Source organism: Pseudomonas sp. 43A, assembly GCF_013363935.1.
Taxonomy (GTDB): domain Bacteria; phylum Pseudomonadota; class Gammaproteobacteria; order Pseudomonadales; family Pseudomonadaceae; genus Aquipseudomonas; species Aquipseudomonas crudilactis.
On sequence record NZ_CP054880.1, the window covers coordinates 86,562 to 111,407 of the forward strand.

Genomic DNA, 24,846 nt, shown 5'->3' on the forward strand with positions numbered 1-24,846 from the left:
TAGCAAGCATCTGATTAAACAACAAGACGAAGTGTTCATTGAGGCCTGTAGGAGATCGCCCTATATGTTGCAAGGGAATCCCTGATAGTCATTTATATTCGCCACATTTCCCTGCCTCCTGCCAAAACCCTGAGCTAGAGCGCTCAGACCCACTGAGTGGGCATCCTGCCTTGCGCCCGTCCCAATACACGGCGGCAAGCATGACAACTCTTGAAAAAAATAGAAGTAGGACTCTTCCTAAAATGTATCGGCCTCTTTGAACAATTTAGCGCGGACAATGACGAAAAGAAAAAGTGCCATCAATTTGATGGCAAAGTATTTTTGTGAAACTTTCACAGCCCCGAAACACTGCACATTCGTGCTAACTCAATAAATACCGAAGTAGTCTCCTACAGCCCTTTCCTTCAATTCATACAACGTTTTACAACCCAGAAGTCTCCGACAGATGACAGAGACACTTCTTACATCAATTCATTTCCCACGCCGCTAGCGTGCCTTGGCAAATTTTTTATGCGTGGCGATCAGGGACGATCGAACACCGCGCATCGACTCACTTTGCTTAAGGACAAGCGTATGTTCAGCACGGGCAGTTGCGCGCCTTTTACCCTGCAGATTCCTGCTTTTCGTCACGACTTCAAGGTGCTTTCGTTTAACGGCGCTGAAGCCATCAGTCAGCTGTATGCCATCCGTGTCGCACTGGTGAGCGAGCGGACTGATGTCGATCTCGAAGCGTTGCTAAGCCGACCTGCATTCCTGCAATTCGGCGCCAATCAGGAAGGCATTCACGGGCGCATCGAAAACGTAATGCTGGCGGAGTCCGGCAAACGCCTGACTCGCTATGAGCTCACACTGGTGCCCGCGCTGCACTATCTGCGATTCAGTCGCGACCAACGGATTTTTCAGAACCTGACGGTGCCACAAATTGTTGCGCAGGTTCTGCAACGGCAGGGCATTCAGCCCGATGACTTCACCTTCAATGTCACCACCAGTCCGGTGCGTGAGTACTGTACGCAATACGGCGAGGACGACTTCCGTTTTATCCAGCGCCTGTGCGCCGAGGACGGCATCGCGTGGCATCACCAGCACTCGGTCGACAGGCATTTGCTGGTGTTCAGCGACAGTCAGGTGTTTTTCCCAAAATTGGGAGCGACCGCTTTTCAGCCTGACAGCGGCATGGTTGCAGAACATCCGGTGGTCAATCACCTCACCATGGGCTTCAACACTCGCACCAGCACGGTCACCCGCCGCGACTATGACCTGAAACGCCCGAGCCTGTTGCTGGAGAGTCGCTTCACCGCCGAATTCACGCCCGAACTTGAAGACTATCGTTATCCGCTGCTCATGACGTCCGAGAAACACGGCAAGCAGCAGGCGCGCCAAGCACTGGAGCGGCACCGCAGCGACTATCAATGGATTGAGGGCAAGAGCAATCAAGCGATATTGCGCAGCGGTCACCTTTTCGACCTGACCGAACATCCGCGACCGGACTGCAACGAGATGTGGTTGCTGCTGAACATCACTCATGAAGGCAAGCAGCCCCAAGTGCTGGAAGAGGCTTTCAGCAGCGATGACAAAACGGCTGATGGCTTCACTCAAGGTTATCGCAATACCTTCAAGGCCATCCCGGCCGATGTGCTTTACCGCCCGCCACTGCCAGCGCCAAGACCTGTGCTGGTTTGCCAGACCGCGCGAGTCACCGGGCCTCCCGGAAGAGAGACGTTCTGCGACGAATACGGCAGGGTTCGCGTCGAGTTTCCATGGGACCGGGCAGAACTCAATAGCGAGAAAAGCAGTTGCTGGATACGCGTTGCCTCCAGCTGGGCCGGGGAAGGTTTCGGGGCGATGACCATTCCGCGCATCGGCATGGAAGTGGTAGTGACCTTTCAGGAGGGTGACCCGGATCAACCGCTGATCACCGGGTGCGTGCCCAACAAGGTCACATCCGCCGCCTATGCATTGCCAGCCAACGAGACCAGAACGGTCTTGCGCACTCAAAGCTCACCGCGCAATGGCGGTTACAACGAGTTGTCGATCGAAGACCGTGCTGGCCAGGAAAAAATCTACCTGCGGGCTCAGCGCGATCTGGAACAACTGATCCTTAACGACAGCTACAGCCTGATTACCCGCGACCGCTTCGAGCAAATTGGCAATGACAGTACCAGCCTGATCGAGGGCAAGACGTTGCGCACCCACCAAGGTGTGCGCAGTACGCAGGTCAACGCCGATGACCTGCTCACGGTTAGCGGCATCAGCAGTCAATCGGTGGGAGCGTTGGTAATTCAGGCCGGCCAGCAGGCGCATGTCACCGCAAGCAACGTGGTGATCGACGCTGGCATGAGCCTGACGCTGTCGGCGGGCGGACACCACATTGTCATCAACGCCGGCGGGATTTTCAGCAGCGTGCCCATCGTCGAGGGCGGTGCGCCGTTGGCGGGCATCGAGCCACTCCAGCCGCTGCAGGCAGTGGGCGGCATCGCCCCTCCTGTCAGTGCCACACCGCTGTCGATCGTCAACAGTGCTCGCCAGCAAGCGGCGGATTATTGCCCGCTGTGCGAAGCCTGTGCGGCTGGGCAGTGCGGCCTGGGAGAAGTCGCATGAACCGGGTCGAACTATGGCTGCACGAGCAGTCCCGCAGCGGACGTGATCTGTTTCTGATGCTCGACTCCGACGGTCAGAGCGAAGCACGCACGGCGCTGGCCGCCGACCTCGGCACTGAGCGATTTCGTCATTTGTACGCGGGCACGGCGGCTGAGTCATTGGCGCAAACCGGCCCGCTGCTTTTGCAGATCGACACGGCGCGCCACCCCGTCATCCTGTCATTGCTCGACACACCCGATCGCCATTGGGGTTGGCTGGCCAGCGCCGAGCATGTCGCTCTGGATGATCTGGCAAGCCATTGGCGCGAGCGCGTGGTGACCGGTGAACGCCCCAACCTGGCGGTGTATCGCGTGCATGACAACCGCGTGCTCGGACGCGCGCTGGCGCATCTGCAACCCGAGCAATACGCAGCGTTGCTCGGGCCGGTCAGCAGCATCTGTTACTGGCATGCCGGGCAATGGAACGTCGCCGACAACCCGGACCCCGGCGAACACCCGCTGCCCATCGACCCGCCATGGCTGCAGACGCCCATACCGGAGCTGATTTACGCAAACGTGCTGTTCGACAACGCCCGACGCTATCTGGTGGGTGAGCACACTGAAGCGATGGCCCAGCTAGCGGAGCAACTCGACATCGATGACTGGCTGTGGGGAGAGATTCAGCTGACGCACCTGTGGGGCTGGCAGCAACCGGAGCAAGTGCACTTTTTGCTGACCCAAAGTCTTCAGCTACCGGGGTATGTGCCGCCCAAGTCATGGTTGCCCAAACCCGGAGAAGACTCGGCGGTGCACTTTGAGCGGGTGTATCAGCAGGTACTGTATTGGCAGGAGAGCGGCCCCCTATGAGACGTGCATTTCAATATCTGGCACTTGGCAGTTGCACTGCATTGACCCTGGGTTGCTCTACGGTTGGTACGCCGAACACGTTTACCTTTGTCCCCGACTTTCCACCCAACTTCAAGTACGACCTGACGGCCACCTATGTTCCCGCGAAGGGACAAACGTGTTCCGTACCGGGTGGAAGAGACACTCAACTTGGGTTCAACAAAACCAACATGAAATACGAAGGCACCTCCGTAGTCCCGCTTTACAGAACCGTAAGCGACTGCCCGCTGGCGCTGAACCATGTGGAGATCAAGGTCATCGGTGTTTTTGGCCCCGGACGAAGTAACAGCAGCTATGACTACGCCTCATTTGCAGTGCGTCCAGAGTTGCTGGAGCGACAAATGGGTAGTTTCAGAGATGACGAGACAGCTGAGTTCTTCGGTGAGTGCATGTGGTCTTTTCGCACGGTGGGCCCGAAGCGTTACCTGATCAAACTGCTGACCTGCAAAAAAATGGATGCGCAGGGCAATGTCGGGCGAAGCCGTCCTTCCACGGCGTACACGCTGACTCAGCTAGCGGGAATAACCGTAAGGCTGAAGATCAAGTTGTCCGACGAGGAAGAGCCCTACATGGGTGATACATGGGTAAAGCAGCCAAATGGATGGAAGCGTTGCATGGGGAAAGGCTTCGAAGATCAACATGCTTTTTGTTATGGCAATCACAAGGACTTCAGCACCTTCAGGATGGTGGACGAGCGCGTCTGCACCATTTACCCCGGCTGCACGGAAAACAAGGATGAGACCCCATGACGGATCAAAAAACACCGCATTCGCAGGTGTATTTCCCCCACTTCAAACGAGTCTTTCAGTGCCTGACATTGAGCACTTGCCTTGTTTTGACCTTGGGTTGTTCAGCTGTCAGCAAGCCAAACACATTCACCTTTGTTCCTGACTTTCCGCGTGACTTCAAATACGAACTGACTGCCACCTATGTTCCCGCGAAGGGACAAACGTGTTCCGTACCGGGTGGAAGAGACACTCAACTTGGGTTCAACAAAACCAACATGAAATACGAAGGCACCTCCGTAGTCCCCCTTTACAGAACCGTAAGCGACTGCCCGCTGGCGCTGAACCATGTGGAGATCAAGATCATTGGCGTCATTGGCAGAGACAAAAAACGCGACTATTTGGGCTATGACTACGCCTCGTTTGCCGTGCGTCCCGAGCTGTTGGAGCGACAAATGGGTAGTTTCAGCGATGACAACACCGGAGAGTTTTTCGGTGAGTGCCAGTGGCTGTTCCGCACGGTTGGCCGAAAGCGCTACATCACAAAAATACTCACCTGCAAAAAAATGGATGCACAAGGCAAAGTCGGTAGAGGTCGGCCTTCCACGGCGTACACGCTGACTCAGCTATCGGGCAAAACGGTAAGGCTGAAGATCAAGTTGTCCGAACAGGAAAAACCCGCCATTGAAGATACCTGGAGCAAAGTGCCCGGTGGATGGAAGCGCTGCATGGGCGACAACTTTGAAGACCAGTACGCGTTTTGCTACGGCAATCACAAGGACTTCAGCACCTTCAGGATGGTGGATGAGCGGATCTGCACTATTTATCCGGGCTGCACTGAAAACAAGGACGAAACCCCATGACGGATCAAAAAACACCGCATTCGCGGGTGTATTTCCCCCACTTCAAACGAGTCTTTCAGTGCCTGACATTGAGCACTTGCCTTGTTTTGACCTTGGGTTGTTCAGCTGTCAGCAAGCCAAACACATTCACCTTTGTTCCTGACTTTCCGCGTGACTTCAAATACGAACTGAAAGCCATCTACCTGCCCCTCGAAGGAGAAACGTGCAGAGTCGCGGGAAAGCCGGATTTCTGGGTCAGCTTCAATAAACCCGATATGGAATACGTCAGCACTGCGGAAATTGAGCTGTACAAAACAGCGAGCAACTGCCCGCTGGTGCTGAATCAAGTGGAGATCAAGATCATTGGCGTCATTGGCAGAGATAAAAAGCGCGACTATTTGGGCTATGACTACGCCTCGTTTGCCGTGCGCCCCGAGCTGTTGGAGCGCCAGATGGGTACATTCGGGAACGACAACACCGGAGAGTTTTTCGGTGAGTGCCAGTGGCTGTTCCGCACGGTTGGCCCAAAGCGCTACATCACAAAAATACTCACCTGCAAAAAAATGGACGCACAAGGCAAAGTCGGTAGAGGTCGGCCTTCCACGGCGTACACGCTGACTCAGCTATCGGGCAAAACGGTAAGGCTGAAGATCAAGTTGTCCGACGAGGAAGAGCCCTACATGGGTGATACATGGGTAAAGCAGCCAAATGGATGGAAGCGTTGCATGGGGAAAGGCTTCGAAGATCAACATGCTTTTTGTTATGGCAATCACAAGGACTTCAGCACCTTCAGGATGGTGGACGAGCGCGTCTGCACCATTTACCCCGGCTGCACGGAAAACAAGGATGAGACCCCATGAGCATTGAACCGTTAGATCCGAACGTCGCAGAGTTTATGCAAGGCAGCATCCACGCCTGCCCAAGGCGCGGGCATTCGACGAGTTTTCAATTAGTGGACGAATTTGGTGATGGCAAACCCTACGCCGGGTTGACCTACGAAATCATTGATCACGAGGACACCGTTTACACGGGCAAACTGGACGCTAAGGGATCCGGAGATGTGAAAAACCATTTTTGTGGGCCGGTGTTACTTAAGCTCACTCATTCATATCAAGGAAGAGACGATGATTACAGCGAGTTGATTCGCAGGAAACACTACCCCCTCCCCATCACCGAACTCCAGGTGCGCGCCGAAAAAACCCGTTTCTTCAACAAATCAGGTGTACGCACCCAAGCCAATCCTGCAAAAGACCTTGCCGCAAACGCTGCCTATTACCAGGTTGAAGTGAGCGAACTGGTCAAGCATGTAGCGCACTTGCCGCCCATGGCAAAGCGAAGTGATCCGCCAAATATGGTGGTTCACAAACTCATGCGATCCGCACACAAAACCAGATCCTTTGCGCAGGTTGATGCAAGTGTCCCGGATAAAGGGGCAAGCGCGATCTTCAGTCAGGAAGACCGGGGTATGGTGGAGTTGGGTTTTTCCCCGCCCCCACCCAAACTTAAAGGCATTGCCTTGCTGCCTAACAAACATCATGTGCTCGAGGTGCGCCCCATGAGGGCGTTGCGCCCGATGTTGTCGACGAGCAATGAGTTCTGCGCACTCAACCTCTATCAACTGTCGCTGATGGCGACCCTGAGTTACACCGACTTCGGACAGGAGCCCAACACACAACCGGTCAAGACCGACAGTGTGAGCTTCCCCTTGCAGCCCAGCAGCGGCAACTGGTTTGGCCATGCCCTGCCGCAGTTTGATGAGTTATGGCAAGTCGATGCTGCGCAAACGCAAAAGTACTACCCGCTGTACGAAGAAGTGCCTTATTCGAAACGCCTGGAACTGGTTCCGTTCGACCCGCAACTCTACCCCGAAGTGAATGACCCGGCGTTGGGTGATGAGCAAGAAAATCCGGCCAAACTGCACTTTCTTGATGACCGCAACAAAGACAACAGTACCGACACCCAAGCCTTCATCTGCCACCACGACGAGCTGATCCTCATCAGCGTGCGCGGCACCAGTGAAATGTGGCCCGACGGCCTGCGTGATGGCGATGCCTATCAGGTTCCGTTTGAAGAGGGTGAAGGCAAAGTACACCGAGGTTTCTACGGTGGGGCTCTGGCGGCATACCCCTTTATCGTGACCTATCTGGATAAGTTCTACAGCGGGCAAAAGCTGCTGATCACCGGGCATAGCCTGGGCGGTGCAGTGGCTTTGATACTGTCCGAAATGCTGCGCCGTGATAAGCGTTTCGACCCCGACATCGTGCTCTACACCTACGGCGCCCCTCGCGCCGGCGACACCGCTTTCATCGATAGCGCCCAACCGCTGATCCACCACCGCATCGTCAATCAGAACGACCCGGTTCCGAGCGTACCCGCCACATGGATGAACACTTTCGCCAATCCAAAGCCAATGTATATCGCCAACGGCGCAGTGCTGGTTATTACTCCGGCCGCCGGTTTTGCCTTGCTTGTCTGGGGAATGACCAACTTCTTCGGTGACGATTATGGCCATCACGGCGCGCTGCGCCATTTCATGCCAGTGGTGTTTGGCAAGGAACACCAGTCATCCATTCTCTGGCAGCCGGGCTGCAGCATCATCAACGATCACGGCTGTGCCGAAGCCTTGCGAAATATCAATGGCCTGCCCAAGCGCGGCTCTTTTCTAAAGCAGCTCTTCGCGGCAGGCGATCACTCGATGGTCGGCAGCTACATCCCCGGCTGCTGGGCAAGCCTGCGCCGCTGGCAAGAGGCGCAGCAGCTCAAACGCTCGTTGGTCACGCCACGGGAGTTCGAATGGGTCAGCGGCGCATTGGAAAATATCAGAAAGCAACTGCGTGCCGTTGAGCGCGAGATCCAGGCTCACCCCAGCGCCTATGTCCGCCACGAGGAAAGAAACCACAAGGTCACGGTTCTCAACAATGAAATAGACAAAATCAAAATGACCCATGACCGCCTGGTCGCCCTGCGCAGCCAGCGAGTCACCGAAGCCGACGTTTACGGCAGCTACGCCGACCAGCCCGAGTGGGTGCAGGAAAACCTGCTGCGCTGGAACGCTCACCCGGAAAACCTCGTTCAGGAACAACTGGCAGTGATTCCGCCAGCCGCCGAGGACCACGATGCCACTATCGCCGCAATGACCGGTGGGCATGCCGTTGGCGCGCCGTTTCAGCTGGATATTGATTCGTTCGTATGACTCAGTTTAGTCAACAAGGAAGCACTGATGCTCTCGCTAACTTCTAATCTGCACTTCGCCACTGCATCTCATCTGGTTCGTGCCTTGTTACTCACCAGCTTCATAATATTAACAACTGCATGCAGTTCGTTTTCCAAATCTGCAGTACTGAAAATTGATGTCCCTGCAAATTTTAGCGTTAACGCCGAGGCGTACTACCAACCAATTTCCCCGCATTACTGTTATGCACCCGACTACTACACACGCTACCCCAACCTTGGAGTCAAGAAATTTAGCCAATCCTCACAGTCCACTGCACAGGTCTCCAAATTCGACGTGAAACTACTCCCAAGCATTGGAGGCTGTCTCTCGCTGCTGAGCGGAATTAAGTTCTGGATCATGGATATGACCGAGGATCCAGAAAAGCTTGGCCTGAGCTCAGTATGGATACACCTTGATGACTTGGCCGATGAAGAAATGGAAAAGGTTGGAGCAGACGAAAGCTTGCTGTCAGTCGACTGTAAGTACGCAGACTCTCGATTAAGCAAAGTCTTTAAACAGGAACTTGAATGCAAAGGTCTGGCTACAAACGACGAAGTTTTGGGCACGCTAGGACTCGAACAACTCATGGATAAGACGTTGCGTTTAAGAGTTCGCATGACCGAATAGTCGACGTCTGCCCAGCACTTCGGCAGCAATGACTGCCGCACGCTGGACAACTGCTAATTCACCAGTCAAAGGCCTCAGACCTCCGTTGTCATGCCTTATTTCCTGGGGCTGCGCCTGCCCAAGGCCAGAGCATCATCTGAAAACCGTGGGCAAACAAAAGATAGTCAGGCGCTAAACCCCGTCGACGGTCACAATACAAACAACGCTATTCAGCACTGATACGGACATTGGCACATGGAAGAAAACAGAAGGCCCATCAAGACGCGTTCGGCGGGTTGGGCAAGGCGCATTACGGATGTGTTGGTCAAACGCGATATTTCCCCTAATCAAATCTCTGTCGTCAGCATGCTCTTCGCGCTGTTTGGCGCGATAACCCTGAACATCGACAACGGCGTGGCGGGTTCGATCTGCTGCATCATCGGCATTCAATTGCGCCTGTTGTGCAACCTGTTCGACGGCATGGTGGCCATCGAAGGCGGTAAGCAATCCGCCATCGGTAGCCTGTACAACGAGTTTCCCGATCGTGTTGCGGACAGTCTGCTGATCGTTGGGCTGGGTTACGCCATTGGGCAATCCGATCTTGGCTGGTTTGCTGCACTGGCCGCCGCGCTGACGGCGTATGTCCGGGTATTCGGCGGCTCTCTCGGTCTGACGCAGAGCTTCATGGGGCCGATGGCCAAGCAGCACCGGATGGCAGTGATGACGGTCGCGCTGGTGTTGAACGCGTTAGAAGCCAGCTATTACGCAACCCACTACGCTTTGCTGATCGGTCTGGTGATTATTGCCATTGGCTCGGTTGTTACCTGCGGTACGCGAACACTCGCCATTGCCAGACAATTGAAGGGGAACGCTCATGTGGATCAGTAATGCGCTGATTTCGGTACTGCGCTTCTTGATCGGTGTGACCGCTCGCTGGGAAAGCCCGCCAGACCTCACGCGCCAGCGTATCTACTACGCCAACCACACTAGCCACATGGACACGCTGGCGATCATCGCCGCGTTGCCGCCGGAAGCTCGCCGGAACGTCAAACCGGTCGCCGCTGCCGATTACTGGGGCAAGAACCGCTTTCTCTCTTACATCTCGCAGAAGGGCCTGAATGCGGTATTGATCGAGCGTAATCCGACGCCTGGCACCAACGTGCTGGAGCCGATCTTCGATGTGGTGCGCGCCGGTCACTCGATCATCATTTTCCCCGAGGGTACGCGCTCCACTCAGGCGCTGCCGGGGGAGTTCAAATCCGGGATTTTTCGCTTGGCCGAAACCTTTCCCGATGTCGACCTGGTACCGATCTACCTGGAAAACCTGCATCGCTCGATGCCCAAAGGCAAGCATGTGCCGCTGCCGATCATTTGTACGATCCGGATCGGCGACCCACTGCAAAGGATTGCCGGCGAAGAGAAGCAGGTTTTTCTGGAACGGGCGCGTGAAGCCATCGTGAGGTTGTCGAAATGAGTCTGGAAACCAAATTCCTCTGGTTCTTTGCGGCCATCGCCGCACTGCTGGCGGTGGCTTCGCTTATTGGCCGAGTACTGGCCAAACGGGCCAAGAGCGAAAGCTCGATCTCGACTATCGAAAACCTCAATCAGCGTGTCAACGCGTGGTGGGGGATGGTCATTATCTTCTTCGTGTCCTGGCTGCTCGGCCCGAATGCGACGGTGGTGCTGTTCGGCTTCATCTCGTTATTTGCGCTGCGCGAGTTCATCACCCTGACGCCCACCGCGCGCGGTGACCACAACGCGTTGTTCTCGGCGTTTTTCATACTGATCCCGCTGCAATACCTGCTGATCGGCACCCATTGGTATTCGATGTTCACACTGCTGGTGCCGGTGTATGCCTTCCTCTTGCTGCCGGCCATTGCCGTGTTGAGCCAGGACACCGAGGGTTTTCTGGAGCGCACGGCAAAAATCCAGTGGGGCGTGATGATCTGCATCTACTGCATCAGTCATGCACCAGCCCTGTTGTTGCTCGATCTTCAGGGATTCAGTGGTCAGAACGCCCTGCTGCTGTTTTATCTGGTGTTCGTGGTGCAGATGAGCGACGTGCTGCAGTACGTGTTCGGCAAGCTCTTCGGCAAACACAAGGTCGCGCCGCTGGTGAGCCCGTCGAAGACCGTTGAGGGGCTGATTGGTGGCGGACTGTCGGCCACGCTGATCGGTGGCTGCATGTTCTGGATGACACCGTTCAGTTTTTGGCAATCGTTGCTGATGTCACTGGTGATTGTAGTGATGGGCTTTCTCGGTGGGCTGGTCATGTCGGCGATCAAACGCAGCCTGAGCGCCAAAGACTGGGGCACGATGATCAAGGGCCACGGTGGCATGCTCGACCGCATGGATTCGATCTGCTTCGCCGCACCGATCTTCTTTCACCTGACGCGGTATTTCTTCTCGGCCTGAGCCGGAATTCACCAGCCACAAAAAATGGGCACCCGACCGCAATCGGTGTACCCATTTTTTATTACGGTGCTCCCCCGCTATTCAGGGGTTCCGCCGCAATTAAGGATTAACGCTGTCTTTCAACGATTTGCCTGGCTTGAACGCAACGGTGTTGCTGGCCTTGATTTTGACCGGTTCGCCGGTCTGCGGGTTTTTGCCGGTGCGGGCGCCGCGGTGGCGTTGCAGGAAGGTGCCGAAGCCGACCAGCGTCACGCTGTCCTTGCGGTGCAGAGCGCCGGTGATTTCTTCGAGAACGGCGTTGAGTACGCGGTTGGCCTGTTCTTTGGTCAGATCTGCTTTTTCAGCGATTGCAGCGGCGAGTTCTGGTTTACGCATTAGTGAAGCCCCTTTGACGGTTTTTTGTTGTTATGTCCGTGCTGTTCTCGTTGGAACAGCGCCCAAGGCGCCGCAGGCTCTACTCTGCGGCAGACGGGAGTGAGAATGGCACGCGGATACCGGCGGCGCCAGTCTCCCCGCGACCTTTGTAGGGGCAAAAGCGGGGTGATTCCGACAGAACGACCGGTATTTACGCCAGCAGGGCCGGAAGCTGTTTGTTCAGGGCGAGTTTTTCCATCACCGCCGCGCCGGTCAGCGCGTAGCCGAGCAATTGGCCGTCGGCGCTGTGACACAGGGCCTTGATGTCGGCGCCCTGCCCTTCAACGGTCCAAACGCCCTCGCTACCGCGTGGCGGCGGCGAAACCACCAGCGGGCACACCGGGGTTTTCACAGTGATCGGCATCGGCCCGTAGCTCACGGCAGTGGGGTTACCGGCGAGGGTTTGTGCCAGCGCACGCGCACAACTCATGAGGGGCATCACGTACAGCAGATTCAGCCCATCGACTTCGGCACAGTCGCCCAAGGCGTAGATGTTAGCGTGGGAGGTTTTCAGATGGCGATCCACCACCACACCGCGATTGACCTGCACGCCGGCAGCCGCCGCCAGATCGATGCGTGGGCGCAAGCCGATGGCCGACACCACCACGTCGCAAGGAATGACCTGGCCGTCGGACAGATGCGCTTCGAGGCCGTCGGCAACTTTCTGCAATCGGGTCAGTACCGGGCCGAGATGAAATTTCGCACCGAGGCTTTCCAGTCCGGCCTGCACGGCTGCCGCTGCGGCCGGGTGCAGCAACATCGGCATGACCTGTTCGCACGGCGCCACCAGTTGCACTTCGTAGCCGCCGAGGATCAGGTCATTGGCGAATTCGCAGCCAATCAGACCGGCACCCAGCAGCAAGACGCGGCGCTTACCGGCCGCTGCCGCACGGAAACGTGCGTAGTCTTCAAGATCATTGATCGGGAACACCAGATCCGCTCCGTCGCCTTCGATTGGCACACGCACGGTTTCCGCGCCCCAGGCGAGGATCAGATCACGGTAATAAACCGTTTCTTCGCCGATCCACAGGCGTTTATGGCCGGCATCGATGCCGCTGATACGCGTGTGGGTGCGCACCTCGGCTTTCAACTGCTCGGCCATGGCGCCCGGTTCGGCCATGCTCAGGCCATCGGCGTCTTTGTTCTTGCCAAAACCGGTGGAGAGCATCGGTTTGGAGTAAGAGCGGCCGTCATCAGCCGTGATCAGCAGCAGCGGAGTTTCGCTGTCGAGCTTGCGAAACTCGCGGGCCAGGTTATAGCCCGCAAGGCCGGTGCCGATGATGACGACAGGTGCGCTCATGCCTTACTCCTTTGTTTTGCTTAGTTGATTTCGATCATTTCGAAGTCCATCTTGCCGACGCCGCAGTCCGGGCACAGCCAGTCTTCCGGCACGTCCTGCCACAGGGTGCCCGGCGCAATGCCGTCATCCGGCCAGCCGTCGGCTTCGTTGTAGATCAGGCCACAGACGATGCATTGCCACTTTTTCATACAGGTACTTCCTCAGAGTTCAGGCTCATTGCAGGCGCGGACGGTCGATGGTTATTGCGCTGCCATCCGGCTCAGGGCGTTTTGTACTGATGGAGCCGGGCAGATGCAAGCCTGTTCGGCGCAACGGCGACCCGGATCAATCAATATCGCAGCTCGCCATGGTAAGCTCGCCGCCTCATTTGCGGCCAATAATGACTCATTGTGCGACATTCAAATGCCTGCCCGGCCCCGCTCTGGCTGACCCAAAGCCAACTGACGCCCCTCCCCGATTCGTTGACCCTCGACTGGTTGTTCGACGAAGGCTCCCTCACCCGCCGACTGACCCGGCTATCCAATGACGGCTTCAGCGTCACGCCCCTGTTTGAAGGCTGGGACACCCTGCGCGCTGACGAATGCGCCGCGCTGGATCTGGCCGAGGGCAGCGAAGGCTGGGTGCGCGAGGTGTATTTGCGCGGCCACGGCGAGGCCTGGGTGTTTGCCCGCAGCGTCGCTTCGCGCACCGCTTTGCAGGGCGACGGTTTGCACATGGACGAACTGGGCAGCCGCTCGCTCGGCGAACTGCTGTTTTGCGATCAAGCGTTCCAGCGTCGCGCCCTCGAAGTGTGCCACTACCCTGAACAATGGCTGCCACCAGCGGCCAAAGCGCCGGAATTGTGGGGGCGCCGGTCGCGCTTCGACCGTGGCGCGCTGAGCGTACTGGTCGCGGAAATCTTCCTGCCGAGCCTGTGGAGCGCCGCCCGCGCCCATCCGGAGAACTGCTGATGTATCAGAGCCTGCTCAAGTCCCTGAATCGCTTGAACCCGCGTGCCTGGGATTTCATTCAGTTGACCCGGATGGACAAGCCGATCGGCATTTACCTGCTGCTATGGCCGACGCTGTGGGCGCTGTGGATTGCCGGCAAAGGCTCGCCGTCGCTGGCCAACGTGGTGATTTTCGTCCTCGGCGTGATCCTGACCCGCGCCGGTGGCTGCGTGATCAACGACTGGGCCGATCGCAAGGTCGACGGCCACGTCAAACGCACCGCACAACGACCGTTGGCGGCCGGCAGGATCAGTTCGAAAGAGGCGCTGGTGTTCTTCGCCCTGTTGATGGGCGTGAGTTTTCTGCTGGTGCTGTGCACCAATGCGCCGACAATCTGGCTGTCGCTGGGCGGTCTGGCGCTGGCCTTCACTTATCCGTTCATGAAGCGTTACACCTATTACCCGCAAGTGGTGCTGGGCGCAGCGTTCTCGTGGGGCATGCCGATGGCATTCACTGCCGAGACCGGCGAGTTGCCGGCGGCGGCGTGGCTGCTGTGGATCGCCAATCTGCTGTGGACAGTAGGTTACGACACCTATTACGCGATGACCGACCGTGACGACGACCTGAAGATTGGCGTGAAATCCACGGCGATTCTGTTCGGCGAAGCGGACCGGGTGATCATCCTGAGCTTGCAGGGACTGTCGCTGGGCTGCTTGTTGCTGGCGGGGTCGAAGTTCGAGCTGGGGGTATGGTTCCATCTTGGCTTGATGATGGCTGCCGGGTGTTATGCGTGGGAGTTCTGGTACACCCGCGATCGCGACCGCATGCGTTGTTTCAAGGCGTTCTTGCATAACCATTGGGCCGGGTTGGCGATTTTCGTCGGGATCGTGCTGGATTACGCATTGCGCTAAACGCAAATCAATGCAGGAGTGAGCCTGCTCGCGATAGCGGTGTATCAGTCGGCATTTTCGCTAGCTGATACACCGCTATCGCGAGCAGGCTCACTCCTACAGGGTGGCCAGATTATTTCTGCGATTCGTGGACGACGTGCCAGACGTCTTTCATACCATCGCCCTTCATTTCTCCAGGCTTCTCATCCTTCATGAAGGTGTACAGCGGTTTGCCGTCGTAGGCGTACTGCATCATGCCGTCATCACGCTTGATGACTGTCCATTTACCTTCTGCCTTGGCCCCCGCCGGCGCCATCATTGGCGGCCAGTTTTTCGCGCAATCGCCGTTGCACATCGACTTGCCGCCAGCGTCCTTGTCGAACGTGTAAACGGTCATGCCTTTGTGGTCGACCATCATGCCGTCCTTCATCATGGCTGGCTCGGCAGCCAGTGCAAATCCAGGCAGAGTCAGAGCCGCAGCCATCAGCAGTGCTTTGAAAGAAACAGTCATTTGAGTCATGGAAACCTTCTTTTGTGGTTGTCAGGATTCGGACTTAGAGCTTAGTTCAGGATTTGCACAATCGCTGCCGGACTAAAATACTGTCACACGACTGCAATAATTCCGTTATCTAATGCGGCGCAAGACAGTTAAATGACAAGAGGATTAAGGCATGGTTGGCAGGAGCATTCTGATCGTCGACGACGAAGCGCCCATTCGCGAAATGATCGCCGTTGCGTTGGAAATGGCCGGCTATGACTGCCTCGAGGCAGAGAACTCGCAGCAGGCGCACGCCATCATCGTCGACCGCAAGCCGGACCTGATCCTGCTCGACTGGATGCTGCCGGGCACCTCCGGCATCGAGCTGGCCCGCCGCCTCAAGCGTGACGAGCTGACCGGGGACATCCCGATCATCATGCTCACCGCCAAGGGCGAAGAGGACAACAAGATCCAGGGCCTGGAAGTCGGCGCCGACGACTACATCACCAAACCGTTTTCCCCGCGCGAACTGGTCGCCCGTCTCAAAGCCGTGCTGCGCCGCGCCGGCCCGACCGACGGCGAAGCGCCGATCGAAGTCGGTGGCCTGCTGCTCGACCCGATCAGCCACCGCGTGACCATCGACGGCAAACCCGCCGAAATGGGCCCGACCGAATACCGTCTGCTGCAATTCTTCATGACCCACCAGGAGCGCGCCTACACCCGTGGCCAGTTGCTCGATCAGGTCTGGGGCGGCAACGTCTACGTTGAAGAACGTACCGTCGACGTGCACATCCGCCGCCTGCGCAAGGCCCTCGGCGACGCCTACGAAAATCTGGTACAAACCGTGCGCGGCACCGGCTACCGGTTTTCCACCAAGGCCTGAGCCGACCGCCAGACTCGCTGACAAGGACCGTATTTCCCGTGAATCAAAACTGGCATGGCACCCTGATTCGCCACATGCTGCTGCTGGTCACCGCTTGCCTGGTGATCGGCCTGATCACCGGCTATTACGGCTGGAGCCTCGCGGCAGGTCTGGGGATTTATCTGGGCTGGACGCTCAAGCAATTGCTTCGGCTGCACGAGTGGCTGCGCCAGCATCAACCCGACGAAGCACCGCCCGATGGCTATGGCCTGTGGGGTGAAGTGTTCGACAGCATCTATCACCTGCAACGCCGCGACCAACGTGTGCGCGGGCGTCTGCAAGCGGTGATCGACCGGGTGCAGGAATCCACCGCCGCGCTGAAAGACGCGGTGATCATGCTCGACAGCGACGGCAACCTGGAATGGTGGAACCGCGCCGCCGAAACCCTGCTCGGTCTCAAGACCCCGCAAGACAGTGGCCAACCGGTGACCAACCTGGTGCGCCATCCGCGCTTCAAGGAATATTTCGAGCAGGACAGCTACGCCGAGCCGCTGGAAATCCCCTCGCCAACCAACGATCGCGTGCGCATTCAGCTGTACCTGACCCGCTACGGTAACAATGAACACTTGATGCTGGTGCGCGACGTCACGCGCATCCATCAGCTGGAACAGATGCGCAAAGACTTCATCGCCAACGTCTCCCACGAGTTGCGCACGCCGCTGACGGTGATCTGCGGCTATCTGGAAACCCTGCTCGACAACGTCGAGGAAGTAAATCCGCGCTGGAGCCGCGCCCTGCAGCAAATGCAACAACAGGGCGGGCGCATGCAGACGCTGCTCAACGACTTGTTGTTGCTGGCGAAACTCGAAGCCACCGATTACCCGTCGGACAACCATCCGGTGCAGGTCGACACGCTGCTGCAATCGATCAAAAGCGATGCGCAGCAATTGTCCGGCGCGAAGAACCAGCGCATCACCCTCGAAGCCGACACCAGCCTGCTGCTCAAGGGCAGCGAGGCGGAATTGCGCAGTGCGTTTTCCAATTTGGTGTTCAACGCGGTGAAGTACACCCCGGCCGAGGGCAACATCCGCATTCGCTGGTGGGGCGACGATCAGGGCGCGCATCTGAGCGTGCAGGATTCCGGAATCGGCATCGACAGCAAACACCTGCCACGCCTGACCGAACGTTTCTACCGCGTCGACTCCAGCCGCAACTCCAACACCGGTGGCACCGGCCTGGGCCTGGCCATCGTCAAGCACGTGTTGCTGCGCCACCGCGCACGCATGGAGATCAGCAGCGTGCCCGGACACGGCAGCACGTTCACCTGCCATTTTGCTCCGGCGCAAGTGGCCAGCGCACGGGCGATCAGCGCCGCTGAGTAATGTCGCACTAGGCAATCGCCATGTCAGCCGCTACATTGGCTGACTTGTGCCTGCCTTTCAGGCGCGACTTTTACCTCTTTTGAATCACACGGAACCCGCAAAACTCCATCATGGACCCTTCCCCTGGCTTGTCCCTCGCAACAATATTCGCCGATTTCGGCATGATCCTTTTTGCTCTGATCCTGGTTTTGCTCAACGGCTTTTTCGTTGCGGCGGAATTCGCCATGGTCAAACTGCGCTCGACTCGGGTCGAGGCCATCGCTGATCAGAACGGCTGGCGCGGACACATCCTGCGCACCGTACACAGTCAGCTCGATGCGTACCTCTCGGCGTGTCAGCTCGGTATCACCCTCGCCTCCCTCGGCCTCGGCTGGGTCGGTGAGCCGGCCTTTGCGCATATTCTTGAACCGCTGCTGAGCGCGGTCGGCGTGCAGTCGCCAGAGATCGTCAAGGGCGTATCGTTCTTCACTGCGTTCTTCATCATTTCGTACCTGCACATCGTGGTCGGCGAACTGGCCCCGAAATCCTGGGCGATCCGCAAACCCGAGCTGCTGTCGCTGTGGACGGCCGTGCCGCTGTACCTGTTCTACTGGGCGATGTACCCGGCGATCTACCTGCTCAACGCCAGCGCCAACGCGATTCTGCGTATCGCCGGCCAGGGCGAACCCGGCCCGCACCATGAGCACCATTACAGCCGTGAAGAACTGAAACTGATTCTGCACTCCAGCCGTGGCCAGGATCCGAGCGATCAGGGTATGCGTGTTCTGGCCTCGGCGGTGGAAATGGGCGAGCTGGAGGTGGTCGACTGGGCCAACTCCCGCGAAGACCTGATCACCCTCGAGTTCAACGCGCCGCTGAAAGAAATCCTCGCGATGTTCCGTCGCCACAAGTTCAGCCGTTATCCGGTGTACGACAGCGAGCGCCAAGAGTTCGTCGGCCTGCTGCACATCAAGGATCTGCTGCTGGAACTGGCGGCGCTGGACCACATCCCCGAGTCGTTCAACCTCGCTGAACTGACCCGTCCGCTGGAGCGCGTGTCGCGCCATATGCCGCTGTCGCAGTTGCTGGAGCAGTTCCGCAAGGGTGGCTCGCACTTCGCCGTGGTCGAGGAGGCTGACGGCAACATCATCGGCTACCTGACCATGGAAGACGTGCTGGAGGTGCTGGTCGGCGACATTCAGGACGAACACCGCAAGGCTGAGCGCGGCATCCTCGCCTATCAGCCGGGCAAACTCTTGGTGCGTGGCGACACACCGCTGTTCAAGGTTGAACGCCTGCTGGGTATCGACCTTGACCACATTGAAGCGGAAACCCTTGCCGGACTGGTTTATGAAACCCTGAAACGGGTGCCGGAAGAGGAAGAAGTGCTGGAAGTCGAAGGCCTGCGCATCATCATCAAGAAGATGAAAGGGCCGAAGATTGTGCTGGCGAAGGTGTTGATGCTGGATTGATGGGCTGATCCGGCACCGCGCCGCGCCCTTCGCGAGCAGGCTCGCTCCCACAGTTGAAATGCATTCCAGGGTGGGAGCGAGCCTGCTCGCGAAGGGGCCCGCAGGTGCAGCACATCATTGCTTGCCCAACGCAAAGTTGGGCAACGCCCCCAGCGGCTGGTTGAACTGATACGGGATCGACACCAGCCCCTCACCGGTATTGCGCTGCACCACAAAGTGCAGGTGCGGACCGCTGCTGTTGCCGGTGTTGCCTGACAACGCCAGCGGACTGCCCACGGTCACCCTTTGTCCTTCGCGCACGCTTACCGAGCCTTGCTTGAGGTGCAGGTACACGCCCATGGTGCCGTCGTCGTGCAGCACCCGCACGAAATTGCCGGACGCATCCGAGCCACGCCCGGTTTGTGAGTTCTCGGTCTTCACCACTACCCCCGCCCGCGCCGCAATGATCGGCGTGCCCACCGGCATGGCGATGTCCATCGCATAGCGATTCTTCGGCCCGTAGTGGCTGTATTGGCCATTGGCGCCCTGACTCAGACGAAACGGTCCGCCGCGCCATGGCAGCGGATAGCGATAGCCCTGAGCGGTGCCGCCAGGGTCGCCGAGGGAATAGTGAAATTGCGGCGTATACACCAGCGGCTGTTTGCCCGACACCGCCGTCAGCAACGCCAACCGAGTATTGCTACGCGCCGGCAGCACCCGGCGGATGGTTTGCGCCGGCGCGCCACGCACATTGCTCAACCCGGTAAACGCCAGCGCCACCTCAACCGGGGCATACAGATCGTTGCGGACGAACACTACGTCGACGCCCTTCTGCTTCTTGATATCGAGGTACACCTGCCGCTCCAGGCGCTCGACCATCCGATCCTGAAAGACAAACACCTGCGCACCTTTGCTCGGGCGGTCACTGTACGAGACCACGCCGTTGGCATCGGTGGATTTGTAAATGGTCATGGCCACAGCCGAGGTGGAGGCCATGAAGAGACCACAGAAAAACAGCAGGCGCGCGAGCATGGGCAAAAGTCTGTCGAAGTGAGGCCTGGGAATGAGCCTAGCAGGTGAAGCAGACCAGGCTAGTCGACAGATGTTTCAATTTGCCCAGTGCACAAAGCAAAAGATCGCAGCCTTCGGCAGCTCCTACAGGGAAAATGCATTCCAATGTAGGAGCTGCCGAAGGCTGCGATCTTTTCACAGACGCCGATTACGCGCCCGGAACGAAGTGCTTCTGCGCCGTACCGCGAGCGATCAGCCGGGAGATGTAGTCGAGCTTCTGCGCGTCCTGGTCGACGAAGCGGAAGGTCAGTTGCAGCCATTCGCTGTCCGGTTTCGGCTCAAACGCGACGACGGCGTGCAGGTAGCCGTTGAGGCGGGCAATTTCGGCGTTGTCGCCCTGCTCCAGATCGAGCACAGCGCTGTCGAGGATCTGCGGCAGGGTCTCGGTGCGCTTAACCACCAGCAACGCTTCCTTGATGCTCAGGGCCTTGATCACGCATTGCTGAGTACCGCTTGGCAGGCGCAACTGACCCTGACCACGACCACTGGCCGGAGCCGACGCGGCGGCTGGCGCCTTGAGCGGTGGACTGTTGAGCAAACCACGCGATGGCGCAGCGGCGGGCGCTGGCGCGGCAGCAGCCGGTTTGGCAAACGGATTGACCGCAGCAGCGGCTGCCGGAGCACCGCCGACCACGGCAGGCTTGCCGCCGGTCAAGGCACTCAGGGAATCGTTGCCGAATGCCGAGTTCATCTTGGTCGGCGCGCTGTTCATCAAGGTGTCGAGCTTGCCGACCTTGTTCAGTGCCTGTTTGACCTTGGTCAGCAGTTGCTCGTTGGTGAACGGCTTGCTGACGTAGCCGGAAACGCCGGCCTGAATCGCCTGCACGACGTTTTCCTTGTCGCCACGGCTGGTCACCATAACGAACGGCATGGTCTTGAGGTTGTCTTGCTCGCGGCACCAGGTCAGCAGTTCGAGACCGGACATTTCCGGCATTTCCCAGTCGCACAGCACCAGGTCGAAGGCTTCCCTGGCCAGCATGGCCTGAGCCTTTTTACCGTTGACGGCGTCCTCGGTGCGGATCCCCGGGAAGTAATTACGCAGACACTTTTTCACCAGGTCACGAATGAACGAAGCATCGTCCACGACCAACACACTGATCTTGCTCATCCAACACCCCTATTAAAATCCCGGCAAGCATAACGCTGGCTGATGGCACATTGCCAAAACTCTTCAGTCACGCCGGGACTTTTCGTTCGCGGGTGCTGCTTTTTAATCGAATCTGTCTATGAAAAGCACAAACAAAAACGCCCGGCCAAAGGGCCGGGCGCTTTTCTCAGGCAATCTTACTTATCGTCAGCATTGCCCGGAACATTAGCGGTTTCGCCGCTTGTGCCTTCAACTTCTTCTTTCATGCGCTTGAGGCCCATGTGGCGCACGTCGGTGCCGCGCACCAGATAGATGACCAATTCGGAGATGTTGCGCGCGTGGTCGCCGATGCGTTCCAGCGAACGCAGCACCCAAATGATGCTCAAGACCCGCGAGATAGAGCGCGGGTCTTCCATCATGTAGGTGGCCAGCTCACGCAGGGCGGTCTTGTATTCGCGGTCGATGATCTTGTCGTACTGCGCCACCGACAACGCCAGATCGGCGTCGAAACGGGCAAATGCGTCCAGCGCATCACGGACCATGTTGCGTACCTGATCGCCGATGTGGCGAACCTCGACGTAACCGCGCGGCGCTTCGCCTTCTTCGCACAGCTGAATCGCGCGACGGGCGATCTTGGTCGCTTCGTCACCGATGCGCTCAAGGTCGATCACCGACTTGGAGATGCTGATGATCAAACGCAGGTCGGACGCCGCCGGCTGACGACGGGCGAGAATGCGCAGGCATTCTTCGTCGATGTTGCGTTCCATCTGGTTGATCTGGTCGTCGATCTCGCGCACCTGCTGAGCCAGACCGGAGTCGGCCTCGATCAGCGCGGTCACCGCGTCGTTGACCTGCTTCTCGACCAGCCCGCCCATGGCCAGGAGGTGGCTGCGCACTTCCTCGAGCTCGGCGTTGAACTGCGCGGAGATGTGGTGGGTAAGGCCTTCTTTACTAATCATGTTGGCGTCCTTGGAGCGTCCGGTAAGGTGCGGTGGGCCGCAGCGTCAATCTGTGAATAAACCGCAACTGTCAGCCATAACGACCGGTGATGTAGTCTTCGGTCTGCTTCTTCGCCGGATTGGTGAACAAGGTATCGGTGTCGCCGAATTCCACCAGTTTGCCCATGTACATGAACGCCGTGTAGTCGGACACCCGCGCGGCCTGTTGCATGTTGTGGGTCACGATGACGATGGTGAACTTGGATTTCAGCTCGTAGATCAGCTCTTCGACTTTCAGGGTCGAGATCGGGTCGAGGGCCGAGCACGGTTCGTCGAGCAGCAGCACTTCCGGCTCAACCGCGATGGTACGGGCGATCACCAGACGCTGTTGCTGACCACCGGACAGGCCGAGTGCCGATTCGTGCAGACGGTCTTTGACTTCGTCCCACAGTGCCGCGCCTTTCAACGCCCATTCGACCGCTTCGTCGAGGACGCGCTTCTTGTTGATGCCCTGGATGCGCAAGCCGTAGACCACGTTTTCGTAGATGGTCTTCGGGAACGGGTTGGGCTTCTGGAACACCATGCCGACGCGACGACGCAGCTCGGCAACGTCTTCGCCCTTGCGATAGATGTTGTTGCCGTACAGGTTGATCGCGCCTTCGACGCGGCAGCCGTCAACCAGGTCGTTCATGCGGTTGAAGGTGCGCAGCAACGTCGATTTACCGCAGCCGGACGGGCCGATGAACGCGGTCACGCGCTGCTTCGGGATGTTCATGCTGACGTCGAACAGCGCTTGTTTCTCGCCGTAATACAGGCTCAGGCCAGGTACTTCGATGGCCACGGTTTCCTGCTCGAGGCTGAGGCTTTGCTTGTCGCGACCCAGGGCCGACATGTTGATGCCGTGGGTGTGTGTTTCGTGCTGCATGGGAGGCTCCCTGTGCTAACAAAATTCGGTTCGGAACACTGCTCGGTGCAGCTTCCATCAATATTGCGGCGGTCGCGATTCAATGTGGGAGCGAGCTTGCTCGCGAAGGGGCCCTCACGGCCGCCAAAAGCTTCGCGAGCAAGCTCGCTCCCACAGGGTTCGCGTCGTCCTTAGCTATCCAGTGCTTTGTATTTTTCGCGCAGGTGGTTGCGGATATACACCGCCGACAGGTTCAACGTCGCGATCACCAGCACCAGCAACAGCGCCGTGGCGTACACCAGCGGTCGGGCCGCTTCGACGTTCGGGCTCTGGAAGCCGACGTCATAAATGTGGAAGCCCAAGTGCATGATCTTCTGGTCCAGGTGCAGGTACGGGTAGTTGCCGTCCACCGGCAGCGACGGCGCCAGTTTCACCACACCCACCAGCATCAGCGGCGCCACTTCACCAGCGGCGCGAGCCACGGCGAGGATCATGCCGGTCATCATTGCCGGGCTGGCCATCGGGATCACAATCTTCCACAAGGTTTCAGCCTTGGTCGCGCCGAGGGCCAACGAACCTTCACGCACGGTGCGCGGGATACGTGCCAGACCTTCTTCCGTCGCCACGATCACCACCGGCACCGCCAGCAGCGCCAGGGTCAACGAGGCCCAGAGCAAACCCGGCGTACCAAAGGTCGGTGCCGGCAGTGCTTCCGGGAAGAACAAGCGGTCGACCGAACCACCGAGTACGTAAACAAAGAAGCCCAGACCGAACACGCCGTAAACGATCGCCGGAACGCCGGCGAGGTTGTTCACCGCGATACGGATGATCCGCGTCAGGGTGTTTTGCTTGGCGTATTCACGCAGGTACACCGCCGCCAGTACGCCGAACGGGGTGACGATCATCGCCATGATCAGGGTCATCATCACGGTGCCGAAGATCGCCGGGAAAATCCCGCCTTCGGTGTTCGCTTCACGCGGGTCATCCGAAAGGAATTCCCAGATCTTGCTGAAGTAGAAACCGACCTTGGTGAAGGTGCTCATCGCGTTCGGCTGGTAGGCGTGAACCACTTTGCCCAGACCGATCTCAATCTCTTTGCCGTTGGCATCACGAGCGGTCAGCGCATCACGGTTGAACTGCGCATGCAGATCGGCCAGACGCGCTTCGATGTCCTGATAACGCGCATTCAGCTCGGCACGCTCGGACTCCATGTCCGCTTGCGCGGTGGCGTCGAGCTTGCCTTCCAGTTCCAGTTTGCGACCGTGCAGACGGATGCGTTCCAAGCCTGCGTTGATCGCACCGATGTCGGTTTTTTCCAGCGACTTCAGTTGTGCCGCCAGACCGTTTACACGGTTGATCCGCGCTTGCAGCTCAGGCCATGCAGCCTCGCCTTCGGCGATGACTTTGCCGTCCTGTTTGACGTTGACCAGGTAGCCGTAGAAGTTGCCCCACTCGCGACGTTCGATCGCCATCAGCTCCGGCGGCGTGGTCTGGTTGGTCAGCCACTCGCCGACGATCCAGGTGAAGTCGTTGCCGTTCAAATCACGGTTGCCGACCTTGATCAGCTCGCGGGTCATGAATTCCGGGCCGACGTCAGGCACCGGCAAACCGGCGCTCTTCAGACGGGCGCGGGGCACTTCTTCTTTCTGCACCACTTCGCCAACAACCAGATGCTGGGCCTGGCCCGGCACGTCGTAGCTGGCATGCACCAGATCCGCCGGCCAGAAGTGACCCAGACCGCGCACGGCAATCACTGCCAGCAGGCCAATGGTCATGATGACCGCGATGGACACCGCGCCACCGCTGATCCAGACGCCCGGGGCGCCGCTCTTGAACCATCCTTTCAGGGAGTTCTGTTTCACAGACTTCTACCTTTG

24 protein-coding genes are annotated in these 24,846 nt (G+C 58.2%); 15 read left to right on the forward strand and 9 right to left on the reverse strand.

Going from position 1 to position 24,846, the window contains the following annotated elements; genetic code table 11:
* The first annotated feature begins 573 nt into the window (after positions 1-573).
* From HUW52_RS00410 to HUW52_RS00455, 10 genes are all read left to right on the forward strand, one after another.
* The gene (locus tag HUW52_RS00410; protein WP_175552692.1) at positions 574-2,598 is read left to right on the forward strand and encodes a type VI secretion system tip protein VgrG; all 2,025 of its coding nucleotides are present in this window, start codon (positions 574-576) and stop codon (positions 2,596-2,598) included.
* Complete coding sequence (locus HUW52_RS00415; RefSeq protein WP_175552693.1) at positions 2,595-3,443, forward strand: DUF4123 domain-containing protein; 849 nt, start codon at positions 2,595-2,597, stop codon at positions 3,441-3,443. The genes HUW52_RS00410 and HUW52_RS00415 overlap by 4 nt, the downstream gene beginning before the upstream one ends.
* Positions 3,440-4,231: a hypothetical protein gene (locus HUW52_RS00420; protein ID WP_175552694.1), complete on the forward strand. Its 792-nt coding sequence runs from the start codon at positions 3,440-3,442 to the stop codon at positions 4,229-4,231. Before HUW52_RS00415 ends, HUW52_RS00420 begins: the two co-directional genes overlap by 4 nt.
* Complete coding sequence (locus tag HUW52_RS00425) at positions 4,228-5,070, forward strand: hypothetical protein (protein WP_175552695.1); 843 nt, start codon at positions 4,228-4,230, stop codon at positions 5,068-5,070. The genes HUW52_RS00420 and HUW52_RS00425 overlap by 4 nt, the downstream gene beginning before the upstream one ends.
* Positions 5,067-5,909: a hypothetical protein gene (locus HUW52_RS00430; RefSeq protein WP_175552696.1), complete on the forward strand. Its 843-nt coding sequence runs from the start codon at positions 5,067-5,069 to the stop codon at positions 5,907-5,909. The genes HUW52_RS00425 and HUW52_RS00430 overlap by 4 nt, the downstream gene beginning before the upstream one ends.
* On the forward strand, positions 5,906-8,242 hold the full coding sequence (locus HUW52_RS00435) for a lipase family protein (protein WP_175552697.1): 2,337 nt from the start codon (positions 5,906-5,908) through the stop codon (positions 8,240-8,242). Before HUW52_RS00430 ends, HUW52_RS00435 begins: the two co-directional genes overlap by 4 nt.
* A gap of 27 nt (positions 8,243-8,269) precedes the next feature.
* A complete protein-coding gene (locus HUW52_RS00440; protein ID WP_150707781.1) occupies positions 8,270-8,890 on the forward strand; it encodes a hypothetical protein in 621 nt (206 codons plus the stop codon).
* Positions 8,891-9,124: 234 nt separating this feature from the next.
* A complete protein-coding gene (locus tag HUW52_RS00445) occupies positions 9,125-9,757 on the forward strand; it encodes a CDP-alcohol phosphatidyltransferase family protein (RefSeq protein WP_175552698.1) in 633 nt (210 codons plus the stop codon).
* Complete coding sequence (locus HUW52_RS00450; RefSeq protein ID WP_175552699.1) at positions 9,744-10,343, forward strand: 1-acyl-sn-glycerol-3-phosphate acyltransferase; 600 nt, start codon at positions 9,744-9,746, stop codon at positions 10,341-10,343. The genes HUW52_RS00445 and HUW52_RS00450 overlap by 14 nt, the downstream gene beginning before the upstream one ends.
* Positions 10,340-11,284 carry a phosphatidate cytidylyltransferase gene (locus HUW52_RS00455; RefSeq protein WP_175552700.1) on the forward strand — a complete coding sequence of 315 codons (945 nt, stop codon included), beginning with the start codon at positions 10,340-10,342 and terminating at the stop codon, positions 11,282-11,284. The genes HUW52_RS00450 and HUW52_RS00455 overlap by 4 nt, the downstream gene beginning before the upstream one ends.
* Positions 11,285-11,383: 99 nt before the next feature.
* Here HUW52_RS00455 and HUW52_RS00460 read toward each other — a convergent pair whose 3' ends face one another.
* The 3 genes from HUW52_RS00460 to HUW52_RS00470 form a co-directional block, all read right to left on the reverse strand.
* The gene (locus HUW52_RS00460; protein ID WP_003213368.1) at positions 11,384-11,659 is read right to left on the reverse strand and encodes an HU family DNA-binding protein; all 276 of its coding nucleotides are present in this window, start codon (positions 11,657-11,659) and stop codon (positions 11,384-11,386) included.
* Between the two features lie 190 nt (positions 11,660-11,849).
* Complete coding sequence (locus HUW52_RS00465) at positions 11,850-12,998, reverse strand: NAD(P)/FAD-dependent oxidoreductase (RefSeq protein ID WP_137218271.1); 1,149 nt, start codon at positions 12,996-12,998, stop codon at positions 11,850-11,852.
* Positions 12,999-13,018: 20 nt separating this feature from the next.
* Positions 13,019-13,186, reverse strand: a complete 168-nt coding sequence (locus tag HUW52_RS00470) for a rubredoxin (protein ID WP_003437744.1) — start codon at positions 13,184-13,186, stop codon at positions 13,019-13,021.
* A 201-nt stretch (positions 13,187-13,387) separates the two neighbouring features.
* Between HUW52_RS00470 and HUW52_RS00475 the strand changes: the two genes are divergently transcribed.
* Positions 13,388-13,948, forward strand: a complete 561-nt coding sequence (locus tag HUW52_RS00475) for a chorismate lyase (RefSeq protein WP_016985773.1) — start codon at positions 13,388-13,390, stop codon at positions 13,946-13,948.
* Entirely contained in the window at positions 13,948-14,838 is an 891-nt protein-coding gene (gene ubiA / locus HUW52_RS00480) for a 4-hydroxybenzoate octaprenyltransferase (protein ID WP_016985772.1), read from the forward strand. The genes HUW52_RS00475 and ubiA overlap by 1 nt, the downstream gene beginning before the upstream one ends.
* Positions 14,839-14,950: 112 nt before the next feature.
* On the opposite strand, the gene HUW52_RS00485 is transcribed toward ubiA, so the two are convergent.
* A complete protein-coding gene (locus tag HUW52_RS00485) occupies positions 14,951-15,337 on the reverse strand; it encodes a hypothetical protein (RefSeq protein WP_016985771.1) in 387 nt (128 codons plus the stop codon).
* 151 nt (positions 15,338-15,488) lie between these two features.
* On the opposite strand from HUW52_RS00485, the gene phoB reads away from it, so the two are divergent.
* From phoB to HUW52_RS00500, 3 genes are all read left to right on the forward strand, one after another.
* Positions 15,489-16,178 (forward strand): phosphate regulon transcriptional regulator PhoB, encoded by a 690-nt coding sequence (phoB, locus tag HUW52_RS00490; protein ID WP_007896474.1) that lies wholly within the window; start codon positions 15,489-15,491, stop codon positions 16,176-16,178.
* Positions 16,179-16,252: 74 nt separating this feature from the next.
* On the forward strand, positions 16,253-17,539 hold the full coding sequence (gene phoR, locus HUW52_RS00495; protein WP_219342044.1) for a phosphate regulon sensor histidine kinase PhoR: 1,287 nt from the start codon (positions 16,253-16,255) through the stop codon (positions 17,537-17,539).
* Between the two features lie 110 nt (positions 17,540-17,649).
* Positions 17,650-18,990 carry a hemolysin family protein gene (locus HUW52_RS00500; protein WP_007920256.1) on the forward strand — a complete coding sequence of 447 codons (1,341 nt, stop codon included), beginning with the start codon at positions 17,650-17,652 and terminating at the stop codon, positions 18,988-18,990.
* 114 nt (positions 18,991-19,104) lie between these two features.
* On the opposite strand, the gene HUW52_RS00505 is transcribed toward HUW52_RS00500, so the two are convergent.
* The 5 genes from HUW52_RS00505 to pstA form a co-directional block, all read right to left on the reverse strand.
* Positions 19,105-20,001, reverse strand: coding sequence for a M23 family metallopeptidase (locus HUW52_RS00505; RefSeq protein WP_175552701.1), 897 nt, complete (start codon positions 19,999-20,001; stop codon positions 19,105-19,107).
* Between the two features lie 187 nt (positions 20,002-20,188).
* On the reverse strand, positions 20,189-21,148 hold the full coding sequence (locus tag HUW52_RS00510; RefSeq protein WP_016985767.1) for a response regulator: 960 nt from the start codon (positions 21,146-21,148) through the stop codon (positions 20,189-20,191).
* 176 nt (positions 21,149-21,324) lie between these two features.
* Positions 21,325-22,086 (reverse strand): phosphate signaling complex protein PhoU, encoded by a 762-nt coding sequence (gene phoU / locus HUW52_RS00515; RefSeq protein ID WP_016985766.1) that lies wholly within the window; start codon positions 22,084-22,086, stop codon positions 21,325-21,327.
* Positions 22,087-22,156: 70 nt separating this feature from the next.
* Positions 22,157-22,990, reverse strand: a complete 834-nt coding sequence (pstB, locus tag HUW52_RS00520; protein WP_034152104.1) for a phosphate ABC transporter ATP-binding protein PstB — start codon at positions 22,988-22,990, stop codon at positions 22,157-22,159.
* Positions 22,991-23,160: 170 nt separating this feature from the next.
* Positions 23,161-24,831 (reverse strand): phosphate ABC transporter permease PstA, encoded by a 1,671-nt coding sequence (gene pstA, locus HUW52_RS00525; RefSeq protein WP_016985764.1) that lies wholly within the window; start codon positions 24,829-24,831, stop codon positions 23,161-23,163.
* Positions 24,832-24,846 lie beyond the last annotated feature (15 nt).

Bases quoted from the DNA above. Each gene is read 5' to 3' on its own strand.
- HUW52_RS00410 (WP_175552692.1), top strand. From the start codon at position 574: ATGTTCAGCACGGGCAGTTGCGCGCCTTTTACCCTGCAGATTCCTGCT.
- HUW52_RS00415 (WP_175552693.1), top strand. From the start codon at position 2,595: ATGAACCGGGTCGAACTATGGCTGCACGAGCAGTCCCGCAGCGGACGT.
- HUW52_RS00420 (WP_175552694.1), top strand. From the start codon at position 3,440: ATGAGACGTGCATTTCAATATCTGGCACTTGGCAGTTGCACTGCATTG.
- HUW52_RS00425 (WP_175552695.1), top strand. From the start codon at position 4,228: ATGACGGATCAAAAAACACCGCATTCGCAGGTGTATTTCCCCCACTTC.
- HUW52_RS00430 (WP_175552696.1), top strand. From the start codon at position 5,067: ATGACGGATCAAAAAACACCGCATTCGCGGGTGTATTTCCCCCACTTC.
- HUW52_RS00435 (WP_175552697.1), top strand. From the start codon at position 5,906: ATGAGCATTGAACCGTTAGATCCGAACGTCGCAGAGTTTATGCAAGGC.
- HUW52_RS00440 (WP_150707781.1), top strand. From the start codon at position 8,270: ATGCTCTCGCTAACTTCTAATCTGCACTTCGCCACTGCATCTCATCTG.
- HUW52_RS00445 (WP_175552698.1), top strand. From the start codon at position 9,125: ATGGAAGAAAACAGAAGGCCCATCAAGACGCGTTCGGCGGGTTGGGCA.
- HUW52_RS00450 (WP_175552699.1), top strand. From the start codon at position 9,744: ATGTGGATCAGTAATGCGCTGATTTCGGTACTGCGCTTCTTGATCGGT.
- HUW52_RS00455 (WP_175552700.1), top strand. From the start codon at position 10,340: ATGAGTCTGGAAACCAAATTCCTCTGGTTCTTTGCGGCCATCGCCGCA.
- HUW52_RS00460 (WP_003213368.1), bottom strand. From the start codon at position 11,659: ATGCGTAAACCAGAACTCGCCGCTGCAATCGCTGAAAAAGCAGATCTG.
- HUW52_RS00465 (WP_137218271.1), bottom strand. From the start codon at position 12,998: ATGAGCGCACCTGTCGTCATCATCGGCACCGGCCTTGCGGGCTATAAC.
- HUW52_RS00470 (WP_003437744.1), bottom strand. From the start codon at position 13,186: ATGAAAAAGTGGCAATGCATCGTCTGTGGCCTGATCTACAACGAAGCC.
- ubiA (WP_016985772.1), top strand. From the start codon at position 13,948: ATGTATCAGAGCCTGCTCAAGTCCCTGAATCGCTTGAACCCGCGTGCC.
- HUW52_RS00485 (WP_016985771.1), bottom strand. From the start codon at position 15,337: ATGACTCAAATGACTGTTTCTTTCAAAGCACTGCTGATGGCTGCGGCT.
- phoB (WP_007896474.1), top strand. From the start codon at position 15,489: ATGGTTGGCAGGAGCATTCTGATCGTCGACGACGAAGCGCCCATTCGC.
- phoR (WP_219342044.1), top strand. From the start codon at position 16,253: ATGCTGCTGCTGGTCACCGCTTGCCTGGTGATCGGCCTGATCACCGGC.
- HUW52_RS00500 (WP_007920256.1), top strand. From the start codon at position 17,650: ATGGACCCTTCCCCTGGCTTGTCCCTCGCAACAATATTCGCCGATTTC.
- HUW52_RS00505 (WP_175552701.1), bottom strand. From the start codon at position 20,001: ATGCTCGCGCGCCTGCTGTTTTTCTGTGGTCTCTTCATGGCCTCCACC.
- HUW52_RS00510 (WP_016985767.1), bottom strand. From the start codon at position 21,148: ATGAGCAAGATCAGTGTGTTGGTCGTGGACGATGCTTCGTTCATTCGT.
- phoU (WP_016985766.1), bottom strand. From the start codon at position 22,086: ATGATTAGTAAAGAAGGCCTTACCCACCACATCTCCGCGCAGTTCAAC.
- pstB (WP_034152104.1), bottom strand. From the start codon at position 22,990: ATGCAGCACGAAACACACACCCACGGCATCAACATGTCGGCCCTGGGT.